This is a genomic window from Paraburkholderia sediminicola (genome assembly GCF_902859805.1).
Lineage (GTDB): Bacteria > Pseudomonadota > Gammaproteobacteria > Burkholderiales > Burkholderiaceae > Paraburkholderia > Paraburkholderia sediminicola.
Genome location: NZ_CADIKC010000001.1, coordinates 1,298,987 through 1,319,898 on the forward strand (window position 1 = coordinate 1,298,987; position 20,912 = coordinate 1,319,898).

Annotated in this window: 19 protein-coding genes and 1 riboswitch; of the genes, 6 read left to right on the forward strand and 13 right to left on the reverse strand. The window is 58.8% G+C overall.

Going from position 1 to position 20,912, the window contains the following annotated elements; translation table 11 throughout:
- Positions 1-8: 8 nt before the first annotated feature.
- A riboswitch (yybP-ykoY riboswitch) is annotated at positions 9-175 on the forward strand.
- Positions 176-185: 10 nt separating this feature from the next.
- A complete protein-coding gene (gene mntP / locus R8871_RS05770) occupies positions 186-755 on the forward strand; it encodes a manganese efflux pump MntP (protein WP_175049446.1) in 570 nt (189 codons plus the stop codon).
- Between the two features lie 95 nt (positions 756-850).
- Here the strand turns inward: mntP and R8871_RS05775 are convergent, their stop codons facing one another.
- The gene (locus R8871_RS05775; RefSeq protein ID WP_175049447.1) at positions 851-1,600 is read right to left on the reverse strand and encodes a sterol desaturase family protein; all 750 of its coding nucleotides are present in this window, start codon (positions 1,598-1,600) and stop codon (positions 851-853) included.
- A 23-nt stretch (positions 1,601-1,623) separates the two neighbouring features.
- The gene (locus R8871_RS05780; protein WP_246287410.1) at positions 1,624-2,265 is read right to left on the reverse strand and encodes a YebB family permuted papain-like enzyme; all 642 of its coding nucleotides are present in this window, start codon (positions 2,263-2,265) and stop codon (positions 1,624-1,626) included.
- A 148-nt stretch (positions 2,266-2,413) separates the two neighbouring features.
- On the opposite strand from R8871_RS05780, the gene R8871_RS05785 reads away from it, so the two are divergent.
- Positions 2,414-3,157, forward strand: coding sequence for a helix-turn-helix domain-containing protein (locus tag R8871_RS05785; RefSeq protein WP_175049449.1), 744 nt, complete (start codon positions 2,414-2,416; stop codon positions 3,155-3,157).
- 25 nt (positions 3,158-3,182) lie between these two features.
- On the opposite strand, the gene R8871_RS05790 is transcribed toward R8871_RS05785, so the two are convergent.
- From R8871_RS05790 to R8871_RS05805, 4 genes are all read right to left on the reverse strand, one after another.
- On the reverse strand, positions 3,183-4,436 hold the full coding sequence (locus R8871_RS05790; RefSeq protein WP_175049450.1) for a DUF3734 domain-containing protein: 1,254 nt from the start codon (positions 4,434-4,436) through the stop codon (positions 3,183-3,185).
- A gap of 10 nt (positions 4,437-4,446) precedes the next feature.
- A complete protein-coding gene (locus R8871_RS05795) occupies positions 4,447-5,229 on the reverse strand; it encodes a 3-hydroxybutyrate dehydrogenase (protein ID WP_175049451.1) in 783 nt (260 codons plus the stop codon).
- Between the two features lie 28 nt (positions 5,230-5,257).
- A complete protein-coding gene (locus R8871_RS05800) occupies positions 5,258-6,037 on the reverse strand; it encodes an acetoacetate decarboxylase (protein WP_154567445.1) in 780 nt (259 codons plus the stop codon).
- Positions 6,038-6,280: 243 nt separating this feature from the next.
- The gene (locus R8871_RS05805; protein WP_217468892.1) at positions 6,281-7,189 is read right to left on the reverse strand and encodes an AraC family transcriptional regulator; all 909 of its coding nucleotides are present in this window, start codon (positions 7,187-7,189) and stop codon (positions 6,281-6,283) included.
- Positions 7,190-7,488: 299 nt separating this feature from the next.
- Here R8871_RS05805 and R8871_RS05810 point away from each other — a divergent pair, with 299 nt between their 5' ends.
- The 4 genes from R8871_RS05810 to R8871_RS05825 all read left to right on the forward strand — a co-directional run bounded on the left by R8871_RS05810 (position 7,489) and on the right by R8871_RS05825 (position 10,357).
- Positions 7,489-8,229, forward strand: coding sequence for an SDR family oxidoreductase (locus tag R8871_RS05810; RefSeq protein ID WP_175049453.1), 741 nt, complete (start codon positions 7,489-7,491; stop codon positions 8,227-8,229).
- Positions 8,230-8,258: 29 nt separating this feature from the next.
- On the forward strand, positions 8,259-9,020 hold the full coding sequence (locus R8871_RS05815; RefSeq protein WP_175049454.1) for an SDR family NAD(P)-dependent oxidoreductase: 762 nt from the start codon (positions 8,259-8,261) through the stop codon (positions 9,018-9,020).
- A 72-nt stretch (positions 9,021-9,092) separates the two neighbouring features.
- Positions 9,093-9,941, forward strand: coding sequence for an SDR family oxidoreductase (locus R8871_RS05820; RefSeq protein ID WP_175049455.1), 849 nt, complete (start codon positions 9,093-9,095; stop codon positions 9,939-9,941).
- A 95-nt stretch (positions 9,942-10,036) separates the two neighbouring features.
- Entirely contained in the window at positions 10,037-10,357 is a 321-nt protein-coding gene (locus R8871_RS05825) for a helix-turn-helix domain-containing protein (protein WP_175049456.1), read from the forward strand.
- A gap of 1 nt (position 10,358) precedes the next feature.
- Here the strand turns inward: R8871_RS05825 and R8871_RS05830 are convergent, their stop codons facing one another.
- The 7 genes from R8871_RS05830 to R8871_RS05860 all read right to left on the reverse strand — a co-directional run bounded on the left by R8871_RS05830 (position 10,359) and on the right by R8871_RS05860 (position 20,730).
- Positions 10,359-13,091: a UPF0182 family membrane protein gene (locus tag R8871_RS05830; RefSeq protein ID WP_407673107.1), complete on the reverse strand. Its 2,733-nt coding sequence runs from the start codon at positions 13,089-13,091 to the stop codon at positions 10,359-10,361.
- 197 nt (positions 13,092-13,288) lie between these two features.
- Positions 13,289-14,323, reverse strand: coding sequence for a porin (locus tag R8871_RS05835; RefSeq protein ID WP_175049458.1), 1,035 nt, complete (start codon positions 14,321-14,323; stop codon positions 13,289-13,291).
- A gap of 75 nt (positions 14,324-14,398) precedes the next feature.
- Positions 14,399-16,879, reverse strand: coding sequence for a glucose/quinate/shikimate family membrane-bound PQQ-dependent dehydrogenase (locus R8871_RS05840; protein ID WP_175049459.1), 2,481 nt, complete (start codon positions 16,877-16,879; stop codon positions 14,399-14,401).
- Positions 16,880-17,034: 155 nt separating this feature from the next.
- Positions 17,035-17,424: a potassium channel family protein gene (locus tag R8871_RS05845; RefSeq protein WP_175049460.1), complete on the reverse strand. Its 390-nt coding sequence runs from the start codon at positions 17,422-17,424 to the stop codon at positions 17,035-17,037.
- Positions 17,425-17,509: 85 nt separating this feature from the next.
- Positions 17,510-17,935, reverse strand: a complete 426-nt coding sequence (locus R8871_RS05850) for an organic hydroperoxide resistance protein (protein ID WP_175049461.1) — start codon at positions 17,933-17,935, stop codon at positions 17,510-17,512.
- A gap of 366 nt (positions 17,936-18,301) precedes the next feature.
- The gene (locus tag R8871_RS05855) at positions 18,302-18,769 is read right to left on the reverse strand and encodes a hypothetical protein (protein WP_175049462.1); all 468 of its coding nucleotides are present in this window, start codon (positions 18,767-18,769) and stop codon (positions 18,302-18,304) included.
- Between the two features lie 773 nt (positions 18,770-19,542).
- Positions 19,543-20,730 (reverse strand): phospholipase D family protein, encoded by a 1,188-nt coding sequence (locus R8871_RS05860; RefSeq protein ID WP_175049463.1) that lies wholly within the window; start codon positions 20,728-20,730, stop codon positions 19,543-19,545.
- Positions 20,731-20,912: the final 182 nt, after the last annotated feature.

Below are 20,912 nucleotides of genomic sequence, written 5' to 3' on the forward strand. Positions count from 1 at the left end.
ATATGCTCACCCCTGTCTTTGGGGAGTAGCCGGCTTCTACCCAGAAGCGCCTGCGTCAACATACTCGGTCGCGCAGACCGTGGTGCAGGCAGCCCTTTGGTTGGCAAGACCATCGACACACCACGCGACCGGTCGGGCGCGATGGTGTGTCGCGGTTTTCCGCCCGACCTTGAGCCACTCCTCTTATGAATCCTGTCGCAACGCTATTCCTTGCTTTCGCCATGTCTACCGATGCCTTTGCAGCTGCAATCGGCAAAGGCGCCACGCTCAATCGTCCTCACTGGCGCGAAGCCATCAGGACAGGACTCATCTTCGGGGTCATCGAGGCACTGACGCCATTGATCGGATGGTTCCTCGGAAAAGCAGCAGCCCAATACGTCTCTGCGTGGGATCACTGGATCGCGTTTACGCTGCTGTTCGTTCTCGGCGCCCGCATGGTGTTCAACAGCTTTTCAGCGAAAGACGTCGACGAGACGAAACCCGCATCCCATTCGTTCTGGTTGCTGGCATTGACGGGTTTCGCCACGAGTATCGATGCGATGGCAGTCGGCGCGGGCCTCGCCTTTGTCGACGTCAACATTTATTCGACCGCAGCGGCGATTGGTCTTGCGACCATGGCGATGGTCACGATCGGCGTGATGCTCGGTCGTGTCATCGGCCACGTCGCGGGTAGGCGCGCTGAGATGGCGGGTGGCGTGGTGCTGATCGGGATCGGCGGGACCATACTTGCTGAGCACCTTAAGATCTTCGGATAAACGGCCATCACGTTCGGCTTGTTAATCATGTGATGGCCGTTACCGGTGGTTTTTCGAAAGGCAGCACAATCACCGGCCTGAACCACTATGCATCCTCAGTCCTTCGGCCGCACTGCAAGGCTACGCTCGGATTTGTGCACATCTCGGTAGCCAAGCATATTCACCAACTGCTGCTCCTTCTCTTCGTCGAATCCGCAGGTGTGGCGCCACTCCCTCGGGTTCTCGTAAGTCCCGAACAACATGTCCCACCATGGGATATCACCGTAGTTGTTCTTATGCCGGCCGCACCGGTGATGAATCCGGTGCATCTCGGGGCGCTGGAAGAAGAAGCCGACCCAGCGTGGAGTTTTGACGTTCGTGTGGTAGAAAAACTCTCCTACGGCTGTGCAAAAAGTATAGACCGCTGCCGCCTCGGTCGACAAACCGAGGACCGTGAAGACCAGCAGGCTGCCAATAATCGAGTTCACTACCATCTCGCCGGGATGCTTGTAAAACGACGTGATGACTTCGAGTCGCCGTGGGCTGTGATGTATCTGATGGAAAACGCGCCACAGCAGATCGTTTTCATGACGCCAGCGGTGCCACCAGTAGAAGACAAAGGTAGCAACGAAATAGGCGAGCAGACCGCCAGCAGCCGGCCGGAGATACCGTGACAAGCCCAGGATCGACCATGACGAGAGCCACCGCTCCCACGTCACGCCGGCAAGCATCACGACGCAAACCTGGATGGCGTTGATGAGTAACACCCGCAATGGCCAAGTACGCACACGCGGCAACGCCCACCCCGGCGCCGTGCGTTCAATGACAAAACAGAAAACGAATACGATAAGAGCGACGCCAAGCATTGGTGACCTCCATTCCGTTCGAATTATCTTTTCGATGCATCCGTCGCGACGCCGTCAAAGACGCAGCGCAACTGCAGGCTCTTTATCAGGCTTGCTGGGGTGACTGTTTCGCGCGCCCATGGAATGCGGCCGAAATACCAGATTTTCCAGAAGAGAAGTTCCGCGTCAGGTCGACGCGAATACAATGCCGCAAAAGTTTCGATATCACCGAGGCGGGCTCCAGTCGCTTCCTCGAGTACTTCGCGAACGTATCGCGAACAGAATTGACGACGGGAATGAAGGTTGAATCCCGTGTCATAGAGGATCCCCGTTCGTCGCGCGGCAGCTGCACGGACCCGTTGCTCTTCGGTCAATGTCAGAGGCTTCGTGAGCCGAACCACGGCAACCCGGCCGCGATCCGAACGAGCGACAAATCGCGCGAGAGTCGTAAAACGGGATATCGGAAACGTACTTTCACCTATAAGCGGTTGCCCATCAGCGGTGCCCACAACGACGCCGACATGATTGATCCACGATCCGGTTGCGGCGGAAACTTCCCGGAACGGCTTCGCCGAAACATGAATGCCGACGATGTCTCCAACACGTAGCGTTACGCCAAGCGAGACGACCGTTTCGATGAATTGCCCAGACGCGCCTAAGGTCCCGGCCACGGATAGCTTGCTCATTTGAATGGGCAGACTTGTTCGGATGTGCATGACTAGCCCCTCGCGGTTCGAATGACAGGAACTATGCACATGGGTATCAACTTCTGCTGATATTCTGCTCAACGTCTCCTAGAATGTACTTCTGAGTATTAATTTTCGATACCAAACAATGACTGAAATAGCCCAACTCATTGCGACCATCAAGCGGGAACTCAAGGCCCAAGGGTTGACCTACCGCGACGTAGCGCGTGCGTTGGCACTTTCGGAACCAAGCGTGAAACGCCTGTTTTCGAGCGAAAGATTCACCGTGGAGCGACTGGTACAGATCAGCCAGTTCCTCGGATTCACTCTGGCCGAACTTTTGCAGGAAGCATCGTCTTCGGTTCCTCAGCTATCCACGCTGACGGAGCATCAGGAGACACAGCTCGTATCGAACAGCAAGTTGTTGCTGGTGGCTGTCTGCGCGTTTAACCATTGGTCAGCTGCGGACATCGTCGCGACCTATCAGATGAGCAAGGCGGAATGCTTAAAGCGGTTGTTGGTACTCGATCGTATGGGTGTCATCGCGCTACTCCCAGGGGACCGGATTCGACTCCGTATTGCGCGAGATTTTGACTGGCTGCCAAACGGGCCGATTCGCCAATTCTTCCGGCGGGAAGGTCTTAGCGATTTTTTGGCCGGGCGCTTCGACCAACCGAATGAAACGCTGGAGTTCACTCACGGCATGCTGACAGAAGCTGCGTTCTCGCAGCTCCAGCTTGAGCTAAGGCGGCTGCGTGGCAGGTTCGCCGCCTTGCATAAGGAATCTGCAGCCGCGCCTTTGAACCAGAGACGCGGAACCGGCTTGTTATTGGCTAGCCAGGAATGGGAGCCAACCGTATTCCAGCAGTTCCGACGACCACCTGCGGCCTAAAAAATCAACGGCGCCCAGCGCCAGCTCAAGCAGCGACTTTCCGTTCCGCTCCAAGTGGCAGTTCGGGCATATCACGATCCGACTGCGGCACGGAGCCAGGCCGGCGATGCACGTCATGCGTCACGAAACCCTGTTCGCGGCTCGGCACATCGAACCACTCACGATGCGCAAACGAATCGCGAATGTCTTCGAGACCGCTTTCCCAATGCTCGTGCATCGTGTCGACGCTGAACTCGTAGTCCTTGTAATGCCCTTCATATGGCTTGTTCTTATAGATGAGATGCACCACATTGATCGCGCTCCCATCGGCCGCTTCTTCAGCGAGACGGAATAGCGGATCGGTCCTGCGCAGATCGGACGGAACATGCGCGAGCAGCTCCTTCACGAACCGCGCATGCTTCTGACGATCTGCCAGCATGCTGGTAATCGCCCGCGTACGGCTGGAGTACTGAATGTCTTTGGCGCGCTCGGACACGTCGAGAAAATCTCCGGGCGCATTACCTCTCGCGCTCCACAGATCTACCTGAAAAACCAGCGTATCTTTGTGGTCCGCGTCGCGAAGCACCTCGGTGAGCGGTGTGTTGGAAACCAGGCCGCCGTCCCAGTAGTACTCGCCGTCGATCTCCACCGCCGGAAAACCTGGCGGCAACGCTCCTGACGCCATGAAATGCTCCGGTTCCAGACGCATTTTCGTGTTGTCGAAGTACACCAGGTTGCCGGTCCGCACGTTCACCGCACCCACTGAAACGCGGATATCGCCATCGTTGATACGATCGAAATCGGCGAACTTCAACAACGTTTCCTTCAGAGCGGCCGTGTCGTAGTAGCTGACCAAGTTGGGGTTTTGCTTGCCGAAACCTGCCATTGGCAACGGGCTGCGCGGCGAGAAAAACCCCGGCTGCCCCTCTGTCAATGCTCGCCCGGCTGCCCACAAACTTGCCCACTTGCGCGACAGGTCCTGCGCGCCGAACCCAGGCGGCATCCACGCACCCAGACCACCGACCCAGTCGAGTGGATGACAGATCGAATTCCAGAAACCTCGCAACGCTTCCACACGGTTCTCCGGCGCATTGCCGGCGATGATGGCCGTGTTGAGCGCACCGATCGAGACGCCGGCGATCCAGTTCGGTTGCACACCGGCCTCGGCCAGACCTTCGTAGACGCCGGCCTGATAAGACCCGAGCGCGCCGCCGCCTTGAAGCACCAGGGCGATCTCGTCGTAGCGCGGCAGCGCAAACACATCCGGCTGCCCGTTGATTTTTTTTGTGCTGCTGCGCATACGTTACCCCTTATTGCATTGACCAGCCGTGGCTCACGATCACCGACTGCCCGGTGAGCGCAGACGATTCGAAGCCTGCAAGGAACGCAACCGTATTGGCGACGTCCTCGACCGTGGTGAATTCACCGTCGACGGTTTCCTTGAGCATCACGTTCTTCACCACTTCGGCTTCGGAGATACCGAGCGCCTTGGCTTGCTCGGGAATCTGCTTGTCGACGAGCGGGGTGCGCACAAAGCCCGGACACACGACATTCGCTCGAACGCCGCGCGGGCCGCCTTCCTTCGCAACCACCCGAGCCAGTCCCAGCAAGCCATGCTTGGCAGTCACGTAGGCGGACTTCAGCTTCGACGCCTCATGCGAATGCACCGAACCCATGTAGACGATCGAGCCGCCCTTGCCGCCCGCGTACATGTGCTTGATTGCCGCCTTAGTGGTGAGGAAGGCGCCGTCCAGATGGATCGCCAGCATTTTCTTCCAGTCGGAGAACGCATACTCCTCGATTGGAGCGACGATCTGGATACCCGCATTCGACACGAGCACATCAATACTGCCGAGCTCCTGCACCGCGCGTTCGATGCCGGCATTAACCGCTTCTTCATTCGTCACATCCATTGCAACCGCCAGCGCCTTCCCGCCCGCGGCGACGATGCTGCTAGCCACCTTTTGCGCGTTCTCGAGATTCAGATCGGCAATCACTACTGCAGCACCGAGGCTAGCGAGTTTGCGTGCGCACTGCTCACCAATACCGCTTGCTGCGCCCGTCACAAGCGCGACTTTATTGTTCAACGACATGTTGCGTTCCTTATCGGTTCACGGACCGTTATTGATTGACTGCGAGCTTCACGCTCTCCGTTGTGGCGAGATAATCGAGCGCAACTTCGCCGATATCCAGTGTGAGATTGGCGATCACATGCCGTGCGCCGACCACCCGCTTCACCGGCAGATCGGCCACGGGCGCCAACGCGTGCGGATGCAGTTCGAGCGCAGCGGGACCGGACCACGCGCCCAGTACGCTCACATCGCGCAGATAGAAACGCACGAGCTCGCACACGCGCGCCGAACCGTCAACGTGCGGGATCACCTTCAGCAGGTAATTCGGCGTGTCCGCAAGCTTCTTGCGCTCAACCTCGATGTCGAGCGGCACATGCTTGAAGCCCATCGTGCCGGTTGCGATACGTTGTGTGCCGTAGTCGAGTGTGCCGAGCAGCGTGTCGTTGCCATCGACGCTCAAGGTCGGCCTGGCCAGCTTCTTCGGAAAGCCCCAGATCTCGCGGCCGCCTGCAATCGGGCCTTCATCATCGAGGTACATCGAATGGGTGTAGTTGCCGAGGCGCCCTTGCTGGTCGCGCACCGAGATGACCTGACCGCTTTCGGTGTAGTCACCGAAGCCCGACGAATCAGGCATGCGAATGAATTCGTAATGTACGAGATCGTTTTCCGGATGCAACGGCTCCGGCACGATGGCGCGCAGCGCATCGAAATCGGTCTCATACGAAATGATGAAGTATTCCCGATTGATGAAGCGGTACGGCGGCCGGGGGTAGGCCGGATTGTGAACGGGCATCGCAAAGGCGTCTTTGCGGATCGAAGCGAGGTTCATGAGGCTCCTTTATGACTGGCACATGCAGCACCGGTGCAATGGTAGAGGCAAACCTCACGCGATAGGAGCCGCCATTTGTCAATAGACCGTTAACCACACCGCAACACTGCCGCTGGAACTTTGGCCGTGTCATGCAACCCAGTGCAGGTTTAAACCCGCCAGAAGGGCGTGAAACACACGAGTCCCAAAAAAGATCGAGGGGGGGCCTGATCCGTAGCACCAGGCCCCCAGCTCATATGGATATCAGTGAGAAGCGGAGAACGCGTCGAGCGCCGCGGCCGGAGATAGCGCGAACGATGCCCGCATATCTCGAGCCTCATCCACCGGCGAGCGTCCGAAGAAACGCTTGAATTCGCGACTGAATTGCGAGGGACTCTCGTAACCGACACGTGCCGATGCAGAGGCTGCCGTCAAACCGTCGCGAATCATCAGCAGCCGCGCCTGATGCAAACGCGTCGACTTGATGTATTGGATCGGCGAGGTCAACGTGACGGTTCTGAAGTTGACATGAAACGCGGGAACACTCATCCCCGCCTCTTCGGCGAGACGACTGACATCCAACGGCTGCGCATAGTCAGAGTGAATTCGCCGCAGTGCTTTCGCCACCCTGCCGAAGCGCCCCTGATGCGCGAGCGCGGCCCTCATCGCTGCGCCTCGTTCTCCGATCAATACCCGATAGCAGATTTCCCGCACGATTGCGGGCCCCAGTACCTCCGCGTCCAGCGGTGACGTCAGCGCTTGCAGCAAGCGCAAGGCCGCTTCGGCGAGGTCTCCCTCGAGCGGCGTCGATACGATCCCTAGCGGCGTGCCTTGCTGGTGGTTTCCGCCGCGATCGATCGCCAGTATCAGATCCGTCAACTCGATCAGATCGAGGCGCAACGTCACAGCCAGCATCGGCTCTGACTCGCTCGCTTCGGTTTCCGTTGAGAACGGCAGCGGCACGGACAAGATCAGATAGTGCTGGGCGTCGTAGACATACACCTCCTCGCCCAGAAACCCCAGCTTGCGCCCCTGGCACACGATCACAATGCTGGGCTCGTACAGCACCGGCGTGCGGCCCAGCGGCCTGTTCGAGCGCATGAACCGCACGCCCTCCAGAGCGGACTGGGTGTACCCCTCATTCGGAGCCAGACGCTCAAGCAGGCTCACCATCCTTGCGGAAACCGGGTTATCGGCAACTGTCACGAAGGCCTCTCTTTCGCCAGATCGGGTGAAGAAATTCTACTTGATCGGATCGGCGGCCCGCATCCACTTCAATAGGAATAGGCAATTCCGCGATTGTCGCGTGTATTCGCGTGCAGGTGCTCGACTCATAAGATGGGTCATCGGTTGCACGGTGCAGCCGAAGCGCCCGGGAGACCGCGCCGCGATTGCCTTGCCGCCTCGTGCGCAGACTTCGTAGCCTCTCCCTCAGACAAACCTGCACAGATTATCGGCACGGAGAACGCAACATGACAACGCAAACCAATCAACCCAAAGTCATCCTCATCACTGGGGCAAGCAGCGGTATCGGCGAAGCAACGGTCCGGCTGCTCGCCGCTCAAGGTCACCAGCTCGTGATCGGCGCGCGGCGCACAGAACGACTCGCGGCGCTGGCCGACGAAATCCAGACAAGCGGCGGCTCGATTCGTTACAAGGCACTCGACGTCACGTCCGCCGACGACGTCAACGCTTTCGCCCAGTCCGCGCTGGACGCCTTCGGCCGCATCGACGTGATCGTCAACAACGCCGGCGTGATGCCTTTGTCGCCCTTGAGCGCGACAAAGGTGGACGAATGGAATCGCATGATCGACGTGAATATTCGCGGCGTGCTGCACGGCATCGCTGCGGTCCTGCCGACCATGGAGCGCCAGGGGTTTGGCCAGGTCATCAATATCTCCTCGATCGGTGGCCTCTCTGTCTCACCGACGGCCGCCGTGTATTGTGCCACCAAGTTCGCCGTGCGCGCCATCTCGGACGGTCTGCGGCAGGAAACCGACAAGATTCGCGTGACCGTGATCTGCCCGGGCGTCGTGGAGTCGGAGTTAGCCGATTCGATTTCCGACGACACCGCGCGAGCAGCGATGCGTGACTTCCGCCGCGTTGCGCTGACGTCGGACGCCATTGCTCGCTCGATCGCCTACGCAATCGAGCAGCCGGCGGACGTGGATGTCAGCGAAATCGTCGTGCGCCCGACGGCGAGCCCTTTCTAACAAGCCTCACCTCTTTGGAGCAATTCACTATGACTTCACAAGCATCCACCCACCAACCGTTCGCCGGCAAGGTTGCCATCGTCACCGGTGCGGCAAGCGGCATCGGACTCGCCACCACCGAGCTGTTGCACGCGCAAGGCGCGAGCGTGATCGCAGTCGGACGCGGCAGCAACGTCGAAGCGTTGGCCCGACCCGGAATCATTCCACTTATCGCCGACGTCGCGCATGAGGAAAGCGCGGTGCGCGCCGTGGCCACTGCGATGCAACACTTCGGCAAGCTGGACATTCTGGTCAACAACGCCGCGATCATCATTAACAAGCCGGTCGTGGAGATGACGCTCGACGACTGGAACGGCATTCAGGCGGTCAACTCCACCGGCGCATTCCTGTTTTCGCGCGAAGCCATGCGCGCGATGATGCCGGCGAAAACCGGCGCAATTGTCAACGTGGGTTCGTACGCATGCTATCAGGCGTTTCCGCTGATCGCCGCGTATGCGGCGTCGAAAGGCGCGCTCGCTCAGTTGACGCGCGCCATGTCGCTCGAGGCGATCGATCACGGCATTCGTGTCAATGCGGTGGGATCCGGCGATGCCGTGACGAACATCACGAATCATCTTCACGAGGACGGCCCGGCCTTCCTCGCCGAGCACGGTAAGAACGCGCCGATCAAACGTGCTGCCGATCCGCGAGAAATTGCTGAAGTGATCGCCTTTCTGGCCTCCGAGAAAGCGAGCTATATCGTCGGCGCAGTTGTGATGGCTGACGGTGGAATGAGCGTGGCGCTCAAGTAAGACGTTGATCACATTTTTTTGAAACGTCGCTGCAACTTAATTCTGTACTCCATATCTCTCAAGGAAATTATCATGAACAAGTCTGCGAAAATCTGGTTTGTCACTGGCGCATCGAAAGGCGTCGGCCAACGACTCGTGCGGCAACTCCTCGCGCGCGGAGATTACGTCGCCGCGACCTCGCGAACCGTGGCATCGCTGACGGAAGCGATTGGTCCCGCCGCGGAGCGGTTTCTTCCTCTGCAAGTGGATCTGACCAACGACCAGAGCGTGCACTCCGCCATCGAGCAAACCGTCAAGACGTTCGGCAAGATCGATGTGATCGTCAATAACGCCGGCTACGCACAACAGGGCACCGTTGAGGCCCTTTCGGACGAGGAGCTTCGGCAAAACTTCGAAGTCAACCTGTTCGCACCGCTGATGGTATTGCGGCACGCGCTCCCGCATCTACGGGAGCAACGCGGCGGGCATGTTATCAACATCGCTTCGATCGTCGGTTATCAGGGCGGCTACGCCGGTTGGGGTAGCTATGTAGCGAGCAAGTTCGCGCTCGCGGGCCTGACCGAGTCGCTCGCGGCTGAGGTGGCCGAGTTCGGCATCAAGGCGACAGTGGTCTACCCCGGGCCGGTGCGCACGGAGTTTTTGTCGAGCGGCGCGCTGGCGGTGGCCAAACGACAGATCGATGAATACACCGAAGCCAAGGCATCGCTCGATCTGCACCTGGGCACGCTGCACGGTCATCAGGCCGGCGATCCGGACAAGCTGGCCATGTTGATCATGCAGACTGTTGATGTCGCCGAACCGCCGTTGCACCTGTTCGCTGGCAAGATTGCCAACGAACTGGCAGCGCAGAAAGCCGCGGCGGTCCAGCGCGATCTTGATGCGTGGAAGGGCTCATCCGAAGCGACGGATTTTGTTGATTAACTTCAAAGACAGGCAGCGTCCAGCGATGGGCGCTGCTGGCTCGAATCTATACTGTTGAATGAATCAGGAGTCGAAGGATTTAGTGGAGATTTGTAATGCCTAAGGGACACTATAGAAGCGATGCATCGGAAGCAATTCATAGCGCAGCTTCCGGTCTGCATCGCGCAAAGGTCATCGACAAAAAGACGATGCGTGAGTATGACGATCTGTGCATCGAAAAGGCACCGGAGTTCAATGCGAAAGAAATCGCTCGCATCCGGAAAGGCGTGAACGTCAGTCAAGGTGTGTTTGCCTTGTACCTCAACACAACCGCGTCAACCATTCGTCAATGGGAACAGGGCGATAAGAAGCCCAGCGGGATTGCAGCTCGTATGCTCCAGCTCGTACAAAAGAACGGTCTCGAGATCTTCGGTTAAATCACTTCTTCCCCTCCGACCGCCCTCCACCCAGCGCCTCAAGCAGCGGCCGCAGCGCATCCAGTTCCACACCAAACCCACTCCAGTCCCCCGCCTTCAATCGCTCGATCGCACGGTCATAGTGTGCAAGCGCCTCACGGGCACGCGCATCCGCCGTACCCTGAGGCTGCGCTCCAAGCGGCGCACTTTCCTTGAAAAGCGCCGCCAACGCTTCGCCCAACGTTTCCCTCATCACCACCCGATCCCCATACGCAGCGATCACCCGCTTCAACTCAGGTAACTGCCCCGACTCCGCACGCAGGTACAGCGGCGAGATGTAGAGAATCGAGTTCTCAATCGGCACGACGAGAAGATGGCCGCGAATAACACGCGAGCCCATCTGGTTCCACAGCGAAATCTGCTGCGAAATCTCGGTGTTCTGCTGGATGCGCGCCTCGATCTGGAACGGCCCATAGACGAGCTTATCCTTCGGAAACGAGTAGACGACAAGCTTGCCGTAGTTAGGCGGATCACAACGCGCGGCGAGCCACGCGATCATATTGTCGCGCTGACTGGGCACCATCGGCAGCATCAGGACGAACTCTTCGCGCGGTTCATCGGGCAGCCGCATGATCATGTAATAAGGCGTCATCGGTGTGCCGGGACTATTCCCGCCATCAATGCCGATCAATTCCCGCGGGAACTGCCACAGATCCTCGCGATTGTAGAAAACCTCCGGCGCATCCATGTGATAGGCCCGATAAAGCTGCGCCTGGATCTGGAACAGCTCTTCCGGGTAGCGAATATGTTGCTGCAAATCTTGCGGCATCGCGGCTAGTGGCTTGAACAGTCCCGGAAAAATGCGCTGATAAGTCCGCAAGATCGGATCGTTGGGATCGCTGACATAGAAATCGACCGTACCGTTATATGCGTCGACCACAACCTTGACTGCGTTGCGGATGTAATTGGCGCCATCGTCGAAGCCCGGCTGTGCGTAGGGGAACCAGCTGCTCGTCGTATACGCGTCCTGCATCCAGAAAAGGCGCCCGTTGCTTGTGACGAGGTAGGGATCGTGATCGAGCCTGAGGAACGGGGCAATCGTGCGCACGCGATCCTGAATGTTACGGTGCAGCAGAATGCGGCTACCGCTCGTGATGTAGTCGGTTAGCAGGATGTTCGGATCGTTGAACTGCCAGGCGAAGAGACTACGGCGCGCCGTGCTGCCGATGCCAATACCATCGCTCCCGCTATAAGCGGTGTAGACGTTGTCCTTGCCCTTGGGGTAGTCGAATTCGGGAACGCTGCCTTTTACGATGACATAGCCCTCACCTCCTTCCCCGAAATACAGACGCGGCTCGCGAACGGCAGGGCCGCCGTGCGCAACGGGCGGAATATCCTGCAGATAGAAGGACGGCAAACCTTCCGCCGATTTTTCGGTGACGGGCGACATCACCACGCCATTGCCATGCGTGAACAGAAGGTGCAGGTTCACCCAGGTTTGAGCGTTCGCGGGGAGCATCGAAGGCTCCAGTTCGCGCGCCGACAGCATCACCTGCCGATATCCGGCGTCGAGTCGATAGCGATCGATGTCGACGGAGAAAAATTTGTAGTACGTCCTGATCTCTTGCAACTGCGCGTAGGTATCCATCAGCGGCTGCACATCCCATAGGCGGATGTTGTCGATGGTCGCGCGGTTGGCCTCGAGCGAGGCGAGATTCAGTTCCTGCTCGGCCGGGAACGGCTTTACCGCGATCTGGTTGAGGCCGTAGGCCATTCGCGTCAGCGCGATATTGTGTTTGATATAGGGCATCTCCAGTTGCAGTTCGCTCGGCTTGACATAGAGGCGCTGGAACAGCGCCGGATAGATCAAGGCGAACACGAACGAGGTGCCGAACACCAGCAACGCAGCGCCGATAGGAATTCGATAGTCCTGCCGACGCATATTGACCCAGCACGCGACGGCTGCAATAACAGCAAGACCAACGAGCACCCACAAGACCGGCAGCTCGACGTGGATGTCGGTATAACCGGCGCCGACCACGACACCGTTATCGCCGTAGAGCAACAAAAAGCGGTCGAGTGTGTAAGACCAGGCCTTCAGGAGAAAGAACGCACCGAGCAGCGCTGAACCATGAGCGGTGGCGGCAGCAGAGAGCACGCGCGGCGCCTGCTCGAACGTGATGTCGCCGCGAATCCCATACACCGCGGCTGCAACGAGCGCACTGCAGAAGATCAGCTGCAGCAACCAGTTCTTGAACGCAAGATAGGCGGGCAGTGAGAACAGATAGAAGCTGATGTCTTGCCCAAAAACAGGATCGCGGTCGCCATAGGGCACCTGATGCAGGAAGCGCAGCACCAGATCCCAGTTGGAGATTTCGCCGCCAGCAATGATCAGTGCAAGGACAATCGCGCTGCCGGCAATGCTGGCGCGCCAGGGAATACGTGGTGCAAGCTGGTCCGCTAGTTCAGAGATGAACTCAGGCGTACCTGACAAACGGGCCGTTTCGACTTGCCAGCTACCGGGCCGCCGCGCATAACGATGCGCAAGAAACCCCGACGCAGCTATCACGCTCGCCGACACTGCGAACACCGCGACAAAGAGGAGCGCCTTGGCGGAGACAGTCGTCCAGAAAACGTCGACGTAACCGATTGAAGCAAACCACAACCAGTCGACCACAACGCCAGTGAGGCGCCCTGCGACGATCAAGGCGCCCACAACAACCGCAACCATGATTGCGATGCGTCTGACGTTCATGCCGGAGCTTGGTTGCCAATGCATCGCCCCTCCTTTGCCGGGACGCCACGTGTGGCTGACTGCGATCAGGTCTGCCTAAACCGCTACTTTGCTGCGAACCTGGTTGACCGGTTTGAAGCGGGCGCGCAGCCAATGAATGATTAGGGTCACATAACTGATTGTAGTCCGGTGAAGCAACGAGCGCCCAAAGCGCAACGTCAGAAGCGCTCGATCATGCCGAACTGCACACCCCGCACAGAAGCCCCAGGCCACGACGGTGTGAGGCCCGTCACATTTACCCCGCGCAACGTGAACTCACCCTGCCCGCGATTGCGCAACCAGCCGGCGCTCGCATAAAGCAAAGCGCGCTTGGAGAGGTCGTACTCGCATGCCGCGCTGAACTGATCGGCGTTGTCGTCACCACCCGAGCGGTCACGCAGATAGGTGTAGCCGAGCGAGGCACGAAAGCGCGAATTCACCGCATAGCGCGCGGAGACGGATACACCGTCGTCGTGATATCGCGGCGTACCGCCATCGCCGTTGAAGAACGATAGGAAGCCCGTGACCGGTCCAAAAACATACGAGACACCACCGAGGTTTGCGCGCAGCGCGCCATCGCCATGCGTCTGTTGATGCGCGTACGAAATGCGGAACGGTCCCTCGCGCCATGCGAAGGTTTCGATGTGACCGGCGAGCCCGTTGCCATCATTGCTGGCGTCGCCGTCGCGCAGCGCTGCCATGATGGTCGTGGAGAAACCGTGGAATTCGGGCGAGAGATAGGTGATCGCATTGCTCTCGTAGGGTGTGATCTTGGAGAGATTGTCGAGACCGGAAGCGATCGTGCCTGCGTCGAAAGCATCGAGGCCGCCTTTGAACGGGATATAGATAGGCGAGTACTGGCGGCCGACACGCACGGTGCCGTAAAGCGTATCCAATCCGATCCACGCCTGGCGGTTGAATATTGTGTTCGCGACGGCAAAGGTGCCGTCAGCGGAACCGAAGCCGTTCTCCAGAGTGAACAGAATCTTGACGCCATCGCCGATGTCCTCGACGCCGCGCAGGCCGACGCGCGATCCCCGATACGCACCGGAATCCATACGAGCAACATAGCCCGCGCCCGGATTGGTGACCTCAATGCTCGTATCGAGTGCGCCGTAGAGCGTGACCGAACTTTGCGCATGCGCAAGCGTGGCGTGCAACGCGATCGAGGCCAGCACGACGCAGGCTCGCGGCGCAAAGCGTGAATAGTTCATTCGACAATATAGAAAGCGGCGCATTCAATGCGCCGCGTAAGGGACAAGAAAAACCGCATGCGCGGCGCGTGCCGCTTACTGCGGCGGCAATGCGTAGGCAATCACATAATCACCGAGCTTTGTACCGAACGAGCCATGTCCGCCCGCCGCGATCACGACATACTGACGGCCGTTGATCGAATAGCTCATCGGTGTGGCCTGACCGCCTGCAGGCAGGCGGGCCTCCCAAACCTGCTCGCCGTTGTTCACGTTAAACGCACGGATGTAGTTGTCCGCCGTCGCGCCGATGAACGCGACACCGCCCGCAGTGACGATCGGACCGCCCAGCATCGGCATGCCCATTTTGAACGGCAGAGGAATCGGCGAACTGTCGCGCACAGTGCCGATGCGCTTCTTCCACACAATCTCATTGGTTTTGAGATCGATCGCCGAGATATAGCCCCATGCCGGTTGCTTGCACGGCAAGCCAAGCGGCGAGAGGAACGGATTGATCGTCACGCCGTACGGCACACCGTACTGCGGCTGGATGCCCGACTCCGTGCCGCTGCCCTTGGCGCCCGGCTCCGGTTCCAGCGGGTTGCCCGGGCCACGCGGAATCAGGCGCGAGACGAACGGCAAGCCGATCGGGTTCGCGACGGCAATCTGGCGGTCAGTGTCGACGGCAAGACCGCCCCACTCGAACACACCCAGATTGCCCGGGAACACGAGCGTGCCCTGTAGCGACGGCGGCGTGAAGGTGCCCTCGTACCGCAGTTGGTGGAACATCACGCGACATACAAGCTGGTCGAACATCGTCGCGCCCCACATGTCGGCGTCAGTGAGGTTCTTCGACGGACGATACGTGAGCTGTGAGAACGGCTGTGTCGGCGCAACATGGTCGCCGGGGGCTGCGCCCTGCGGCACGGGCATTTCGGGCGCAGGCACGACCAGCGCGCCGGTGCGGCGGTCGAGCACGAACAGGTTGCCGGTCTTGGCCGGCGCGTACACGACCGGCACGGTCTTGCCATCCTTGTCGGTGATGTCGGCGATCGTGGGCTGCGACGGCTGATCCATGTCCCACAGATCGTGGTGCACGCTCTGGTAGAACCAGGCGAGCTTGCCGGTCGAGGCGTTGAGTGCGAGCAGCCCGGTGGCGTATTGCTCCAGCTCCGGCGTGCGGTCGCCGCCCCAGATATCCGGCGTCTTCACACCCATCGGCAGATAGACGATGTCGAGCTTCGCGTCGTAGGCGGCGGGCGCCCACGAGTTAGGCGAATTCCATGTGTAGTGTTCGCCTGGGCCGGGAATGTGATTCGGATCTTTCGCGCCCGGATCGAACGCCCAAAGCAATTCGCCCGTGCGCACGTCGTAGCCGCGGATGACACCCGACGGCTCGCGGTTCGAGAAGTTGTCCTCCACTGCGCCTGCCACGATGATCACCTTGCTGGTGATGATCGACGGCGAGGTGGGTTCGTACATGCCCGGCGTTGTGACAGGCTGGGCGTGTTGAAGATCGAGGTCGCCGTTGTTGCCGAAGCCCGCGCAACGTTGGCCCGTCAGTGCGTCGAGGGCGTAGAGGTGGCCGTCGTTGACCGGCAGGTAGATGCGGCGCGTACAGGCGGCAGTAGCGGCCCCAGAGGCGTCTGCGACTGCAGCGCCCGAGGCAGGCGTTGCAGCAGCACCTGAGGCGTCAGCGGTTGCTGCCGCATCGCTCGCCGGCGCCGCGGCGGGCGCGGCGGGTGCGGCCGCCGTGGCACTGGCCGACAGATCGACATACGACACGCCACGGCAAGTCACGTGCTGGAACGACGGATCGTTCTTCAGCCGCGGATCGAACTTCCACTTGAGCGTGCCCGTTTTCGCGTCGAGCGCGAACAGAATCTGATGCGGCGAGCATAGGTAAAGCAGGTCGCCGATCTTGATCGGCGTGACTTCGTTGGTAATCTCGACAGGATCGTCGGGCCCCTTCATGTCGCCGGTACGGAAGGTCCAGGCCACCTGGAGATTCTTCGCATTGTCAGGCGTGATCTGCTGCAATGGCGAGTAGCGCGTGCCTTCCTGAGTGCGCCCATAGGCGGGCCAGTCGGAGGGGTCGATCCCGGTGCTGGCGACGCTCGCGGGCGCGGAAGCGTTCAGTGTGCCGTTGACCTGTTGAGGATCGTTGAAGTTGGCGTACACGAGTATGCCCGCCCATGCGACGAGCGCAACCACGAGCGACGCAACACCCAGCTTGCGCTCACCCTCCAGCCGCCAGCTCACGAGCAGCAGCAACCAGACACCGAAGATGACGAGTACACCGGAGCGCGGTGCGAGTGCCCAGAAGTCCGGTCCCGACTCGTAGAGTGCCCAGATCGCCGTTCCGATCAGCACGAGTGCATAAAGCAGGAGCACGGCGGGACTGCGTCGCCAAAGCAGCCAGGCCACGCCCAACAGCACGACGCCTGTGATGACGTAGTACGCCGAGCCGCCGACCGCCAGCAGCCATACGCCGCCGATCAACAGATAGAGCGCGCTCAGCACCGTAAAGAGCAAAGTGATGACGCCGATCACGCCCCGCGAATTCGATTGACTGGTCATGATGAGATCTACCCTCTTGAGTGGATACCGCCTGCCAGTGGTACCGACATCGAATTCACATGCCGGCGCACGGTGAAAAGCATATCAGAACGCTAATTACACATATTAGGAGACTTTAGCGAGCATCTGAAATGACATATTCGTTGTAGAGCCGGCTACTGCGCTTCGTGCCGCCCGATCAGATGCGCCGCCAGCTGGATGGCATAAACGGCAGAACCCGTTACCACACCCGTTATCAACACGCCGAGCAGTCCAAGCAAAACCGCGAGGATGAGGCCCGGCGTGGTGGTTGGCACCACGTCGCCGTAGCCGATGGTCAGCGCCGTGACCGCGCAAAAATAGAAAGTGTGGCCTAGCGATGCGTGCGTGCGCGTGGCTACATCCACGGCCCCGCCAAAGTAATACATGGCGATCGACAACACGAGGAAAAGTATCAGCAGCATCACCAGAATGGCGCGCAGATGCCAGAGAACCTTGGCAAACTCGGCAATGGCCCGTTGCGGCTGGATTCGAGTGCGAGCAGCGTTTTCGGCGGCATTGGCCATGTCATGCACCTCATGAGATACACGCCGCTTTGCGCGACACGGCACCCGCTGCTTGCACTCGAAATAACGCGTGATGACGCGCGGCTTAGACCAGCGTCAGCTTGACGTCGATGTTGTTGCGTGTGGCGTTCGAATAAGGACAGACGACGTGTGCCTTGGCGATCAGCGCTTCCGCCTCTGCGCGGTCCATGCCCGGCAGCGAGATTTTCAGTTCGACTTCAATGCCGAAGCCATTGGGGATCTGACCGATGCCGACATTGCCGTCAATGGCGACGTCTTTTGGCAACGCAATCTTGTCGCGCGCGCTAACGAACTTCATTGCCCCGATGAAGCATGCACTATATCCCGCCGCGAAGAGTTGCTCGGGGTTCGTTCCGTCGCCGCCTCCGCCGCCGAGCTCCTTCGGCGTGGTCAGCTTGAGATCGAGGTTGCTGTCAGGAATCGTCGCGCGTCCGTCGCGACCGCCGGTGACGTGTGCGTGAGCACGATACAAGACTTGTTCAATCGACATTCAAGACTCCTTTGTGTGCCAGGATGATCGACGCCTTACGCCGCCCTTTCTGTTCACGTTCCGCGACATAAGGTCTCGAGAAGTTGATGCCAAAGCTAACACGCATAGTAGTCGGGTCGACTCAGACCGGCAACCGGGACGGAGGTGCTTTCTCCTACTTTAAGCGCTCTATTGGTGGATTGATATGACATATTCCAGGTAGGCGCGAGGGTATGCGGGTGGGGCTGTGCCGTGTGGTTCGGGTTGCCGACGGCATGGGTTATGTGACAGCACTGAGACGGCCGATGGCCGTCTCAGTGCGGGTGGTTTCCGAACGATTATTCTTCGGCTGTGCCGCGTAGCCAGTGGATGGCCCTTCTTGATCGTCTAGTGTTGCGCGACGACCGGTTGCTGGGTTGCGTCGGCTTTTAATGTTGCGGCAGTTTTCTCCGCTGGGGTTTGGCGCTGTTCCATGTTTGCGGTGGCTGTCGGTTCGCTTGCTCGTTGCGCCACTTCTTCTGCAAGCAGATCCGCTGCGTGGCGTGCCGTGATGCGGCTTTGCGGAACACCCTTGGCATCGAGCGCAATCACCTTGTACAACTCGCGGTCGCATTCGAGTTCCTGCTGATATTGCTCAGCCGTGTCCACCAGCAATTCAAGAAGCGTCTGACGACGTCGTCTTTCCTCAAGCGTGACGGAAGGATTCCTACATATTGAGGACGCAAGTGTAATCAAGGTGTCCAGTTGAGCCAGGTGCCGGTCGCATAAGTCGAAGGCGGACAGGGCAAGCTTTTCGTACTGGATTGCGTCGACAGGCGGACGTGAAGCGGGTTGGTTTTTTTGGGACTTGCTCATGGTGACGATCTCCCTGTTACTTCTTGGATCGCCCGACACTCGCTGGAACGGGGTGAGCGGGCACGTGACGGGGTTAGCAGACCGGCGTTACGTCAATCCGGCGAGCCTTGCGGCTCCCCCGCCACGACCCGCCCATAGGAATATAGACGTGCAGCAGCAGACGCACTCCCGCCTGAGCGGGTGTGCGGACGTAACGATCAGGCTGCTAAACCTGGCCGCCGGGTGTCTCCCGACGACTTGGTAATTATAAGGGAGGCCGCCGAGATTGACTTCAGTCTTGTAGGCTAAATGTTTGATTTGGCCGAACGGATAAGGAGAGATAGGACGAGGGTGGACGGCTTTCCGTCGAGACCGTCATTCGCGCGCCGACGTTGACAGACCGAGACTCAACGACGCTCGAATCGCAGCACTCGACTACGTTGCGTCGCGAGCAATACTGATCGGCCACTTGCCCTAACGCTAAGGCATACGCGCTGCCGTTGGAGCGCCTCGCGCTGTGGATCGATCGCTTGATCCGCACCGACCGACACACCACACCGTGTAATTTTGGCTCAGGTCGAAGAGGTGCCATTACCGTACGGAAAGCCGATCAAGAGCCGATACGGCACGGAATTCCCAGTGGCGGGTCATCGGCCTTAGCAGACGTTGGGCTTCCATCTGATCGCGACTGGTCGAATGACTGCTCTCCGAGAATGCGGAAGACTGGTGTCGACCCGGAGCGGCCGTTCGGACAGTGTCGCCCAATGACCGTTATGGGGAGTACAGCATCCGAACTAACTCGGCTCATAGAAGATGGCATCAAGCATTGCCGCACGAGCCTTCCACGCTCGAAGCTCCTCTTTCGATTTCGGGGGCGATGACTTCCACCACGGCGCGTCCATGATCCGCTCGATGACTTCGTCCCAGTAACGGTCATAGTCGAGCTTTGATGCATACTTAATTCCAATGTCATTTGCCAGCTTTTTCTTGTTTGCGCTGTCCACGCAAAGAAACTGGTCTGGTCTCTTCATGCCGAGCAGGCGGGTGGCCGTTGCAACGCCGTCGTTGCCATCAGGGAATGCCTTCACGAATTCAGCAACATAGCTCTCGTATTGCGCCTTTGTCACGGTTCCTTCGAGTGGAATGCAATCCAACGCAGCAGAAATGTGTTCCGGATCGCTAATGATACGATTCTTAAAAACTCCGGCACCCTTCATAGACCCGAACCAGGCAGAGTTTTCTATAGCGTTGTTCGGTATTCCTGCAATAGCTCTCCGTATTTGACTATCTAAGTCCTTGAAGTGTGGGGTGCTCAAAAAGCAATCTCGAAATCGATCCAGTAGAGCTAGGCGCTTGCCAAAGCCAAAAGTTTCATCGCTACGCTGGATTTCAGCAAGAAAACTTGGCCAATCCAAGCTCATTACGTGGCTATCGACGGCAGGTTTGGACGCCAGGTTTTCTCCATACTGATCCATCAGCTTTCGCAACTCAGGCTGTTTGGCTTGCCAAATTATTCGGTAGTTGGCAGCTTCTTGCTTGGTGATGGTTCTGGCGGCGGAAGTGTAGGTACCGAGGATTTCCTGAAGCTCGTTGAAGCGATCACTGTCCTTTCCAGAGATAAGTGTACTGAGCTCAGTGTTTTCACCCAACGCGCCGGCAGTGAAGTTTGCACTACCAATTATGGCCTCCCAGTTTTCCCTATTCCAAAAGAGGTAAAGCTTGGGGTGGAACACCCCTTTGGGTTGCAGTATGAACTTGACTGACTCGGATTTGACGAAATCCTCCAGCACTGTCGGGTGTGTCTGGTAAAAGTGGGTGCCGATAACCCCAGCTCTGATTTTGTGCTTCTTCGCCAAAAGGAGGTCGTAGATTTTTGTAGCGGAAGATGCCCACGCAACTCCAAAAGCAATGTTGGGGTAACTCTCAATTAACCTTGTAAGATTTTTCTCAAATGCTTTGTTGGTCGCGATGAGTTGTACCATGTCTTCCTTGTTCTGTCGTCGGTAGGAAACGGTAACCATCAAGGGCTTTCGCCCTTAGACAAAGGCGTGGACGCATAAGCCAGCGGCATCCACAACCATTAGCCTAACCCAAACAGAGCGCACGGCCGAAACGCATCGAGTTTCAGCCACACGTCACTGTCGAGCGAGGGTCGCTTCATGGC

Excerpts from the sequence above, each read along its gene's own strand:
- mntP (WP_175049446.1), top strand. The coding sequence starts at position 186 with ATGAATCCTGTCGCAACGCTATTCCTTGCTTTCGCCATGTCTACCGAT.
- R8871_RS05775 (WP_175049447.1), bottom strand. The coding sequence starts at position 1,600 with ATGCTTGGCGTCGCTCTTATCGTATTCGTTTTCTGTTTTGTCATTGAA.
- R8871_RS05780 (WP_246287410.1), bottom strand. The coding sequence starts at position 2,265 with ATGAGCAAGCTATCCGTGGCCGGGACCTTAGGCGCGTCTGGGCAATTC.
- R8871_RS05785 (WP_175049449.1), top strand. The coding sequence starts at position 2,414 with ATGACTGAAATAGCCCAACTCATTGCGACCATCAAGCGGGAACTCAAG.
- R8871_RS05790 (WP_175049450.1), bottom strand. The coding sequence starts at position 4,436 with ATGCGCAGCAGCACAAAAAAAATCAACGGGCAGCCGGATGTGTTTGCG.
- R8871_RS05795 (WP_175049451.1), bottom strand. The coding sequence starts at position 5,229 with ATGTCGTTGAACAATAAAGTCGCGCTTGTGACGGGCGCAGCAAGCGGT.
- R8871_RS05800 (WP_154567445.1), bottom strand. The coding sequence starts at position 6,037 with ATGAACCTCGCTTCGATCCGCAAAGACGCCTTTGCGATGCCCGTTCAC.
- R8871_RS05805 (WP_217468892.1), bottom strand. The coding sequence starts at position 7,189 with ATGGTGAGCCTGCTTGAGCGTCTGGCTCCGAATGAGGGGTACACCCAG.
- R8871_RS05810 (WP_175049453.1), top strand. The coding sequence starts at position 7,489 with ATGACAACGCAAACCAATCAACCCAAAGTCATCCTCATCACTGGGGCA.
- R8871_RS05815 (WP_175049454.1), top strand. The coding sequence starts at position 8,259 with ATGACTTCACAAGCATCCACCCACCAACCGTTCGCCGGCAAGGTTGCC.
- R8871_RS05820 (WP_175049455.1), top strand. The coding sequence starts at position 9,093 with ATGAACAAGTCTGCGAAAATCTGGTTTGTCACTGGCGCATCGAAAGGC.
- R8871_RS05825 (WP_175049456.1), top strand. The coding sequence starts at position 10,037 with ATGCCTAAGGGACACTATAGAAGCGATGCATCGGAAGCAATTCATAGC.
- R8871_RS05830 (WP_407673107.1), bottom strand. The coding sequence starts at position 13,091 with ATGAACGTCAGACGCATCGCAATCATGGTTGCGGTTGTTGTGGGCGCC.
- R8871_RS05835 (WP_175049458.1), bottom strand. The coding sequence starts at position 14,323 with ATGAACTATTCACGCTTTGCGCCGCGAGCCTGCGTCGTGCTGGCCTCG.
- R8871_RS05840 (WP_175049459.1), bottom strand. The coding sequence starts at position 16,879 with ATGACCAGTCAATCGAATTCGCGGGGCGTGATCGGCGTCATCACTTTG.
- R8871_RS05845 (WP_175049460.1), bottom strand. The coding sequence starts at position 17,424 with ATGGCCAATGCCGCCGAAAACGCTGCTCGCACTCGAATCCAGCCGCAA.
- R8871_RS05850 (WP_175049461.1), bottom strand. The coding sequence starts at position 17,935 with ATGTCGATTGAACAAGTCTTGTATCGTGCTCACGCACACGTCACCGGC.
- R8871_RS05855 (WP_175049462.1), bottom strand. The coding sequence starts at position 18,769 with ATGAGCAAGTCCCAAAAAAACCAACCCGCTTCACGTCCGCCTGTCGAC.
- R8871_RS05860 (WP_175049463.1), bottom strand. The coding sequence starts at position 20,730 with ATGGTACAACTCATCGCGACCAACAAAGCATTTGAGAAAAATCTTACA.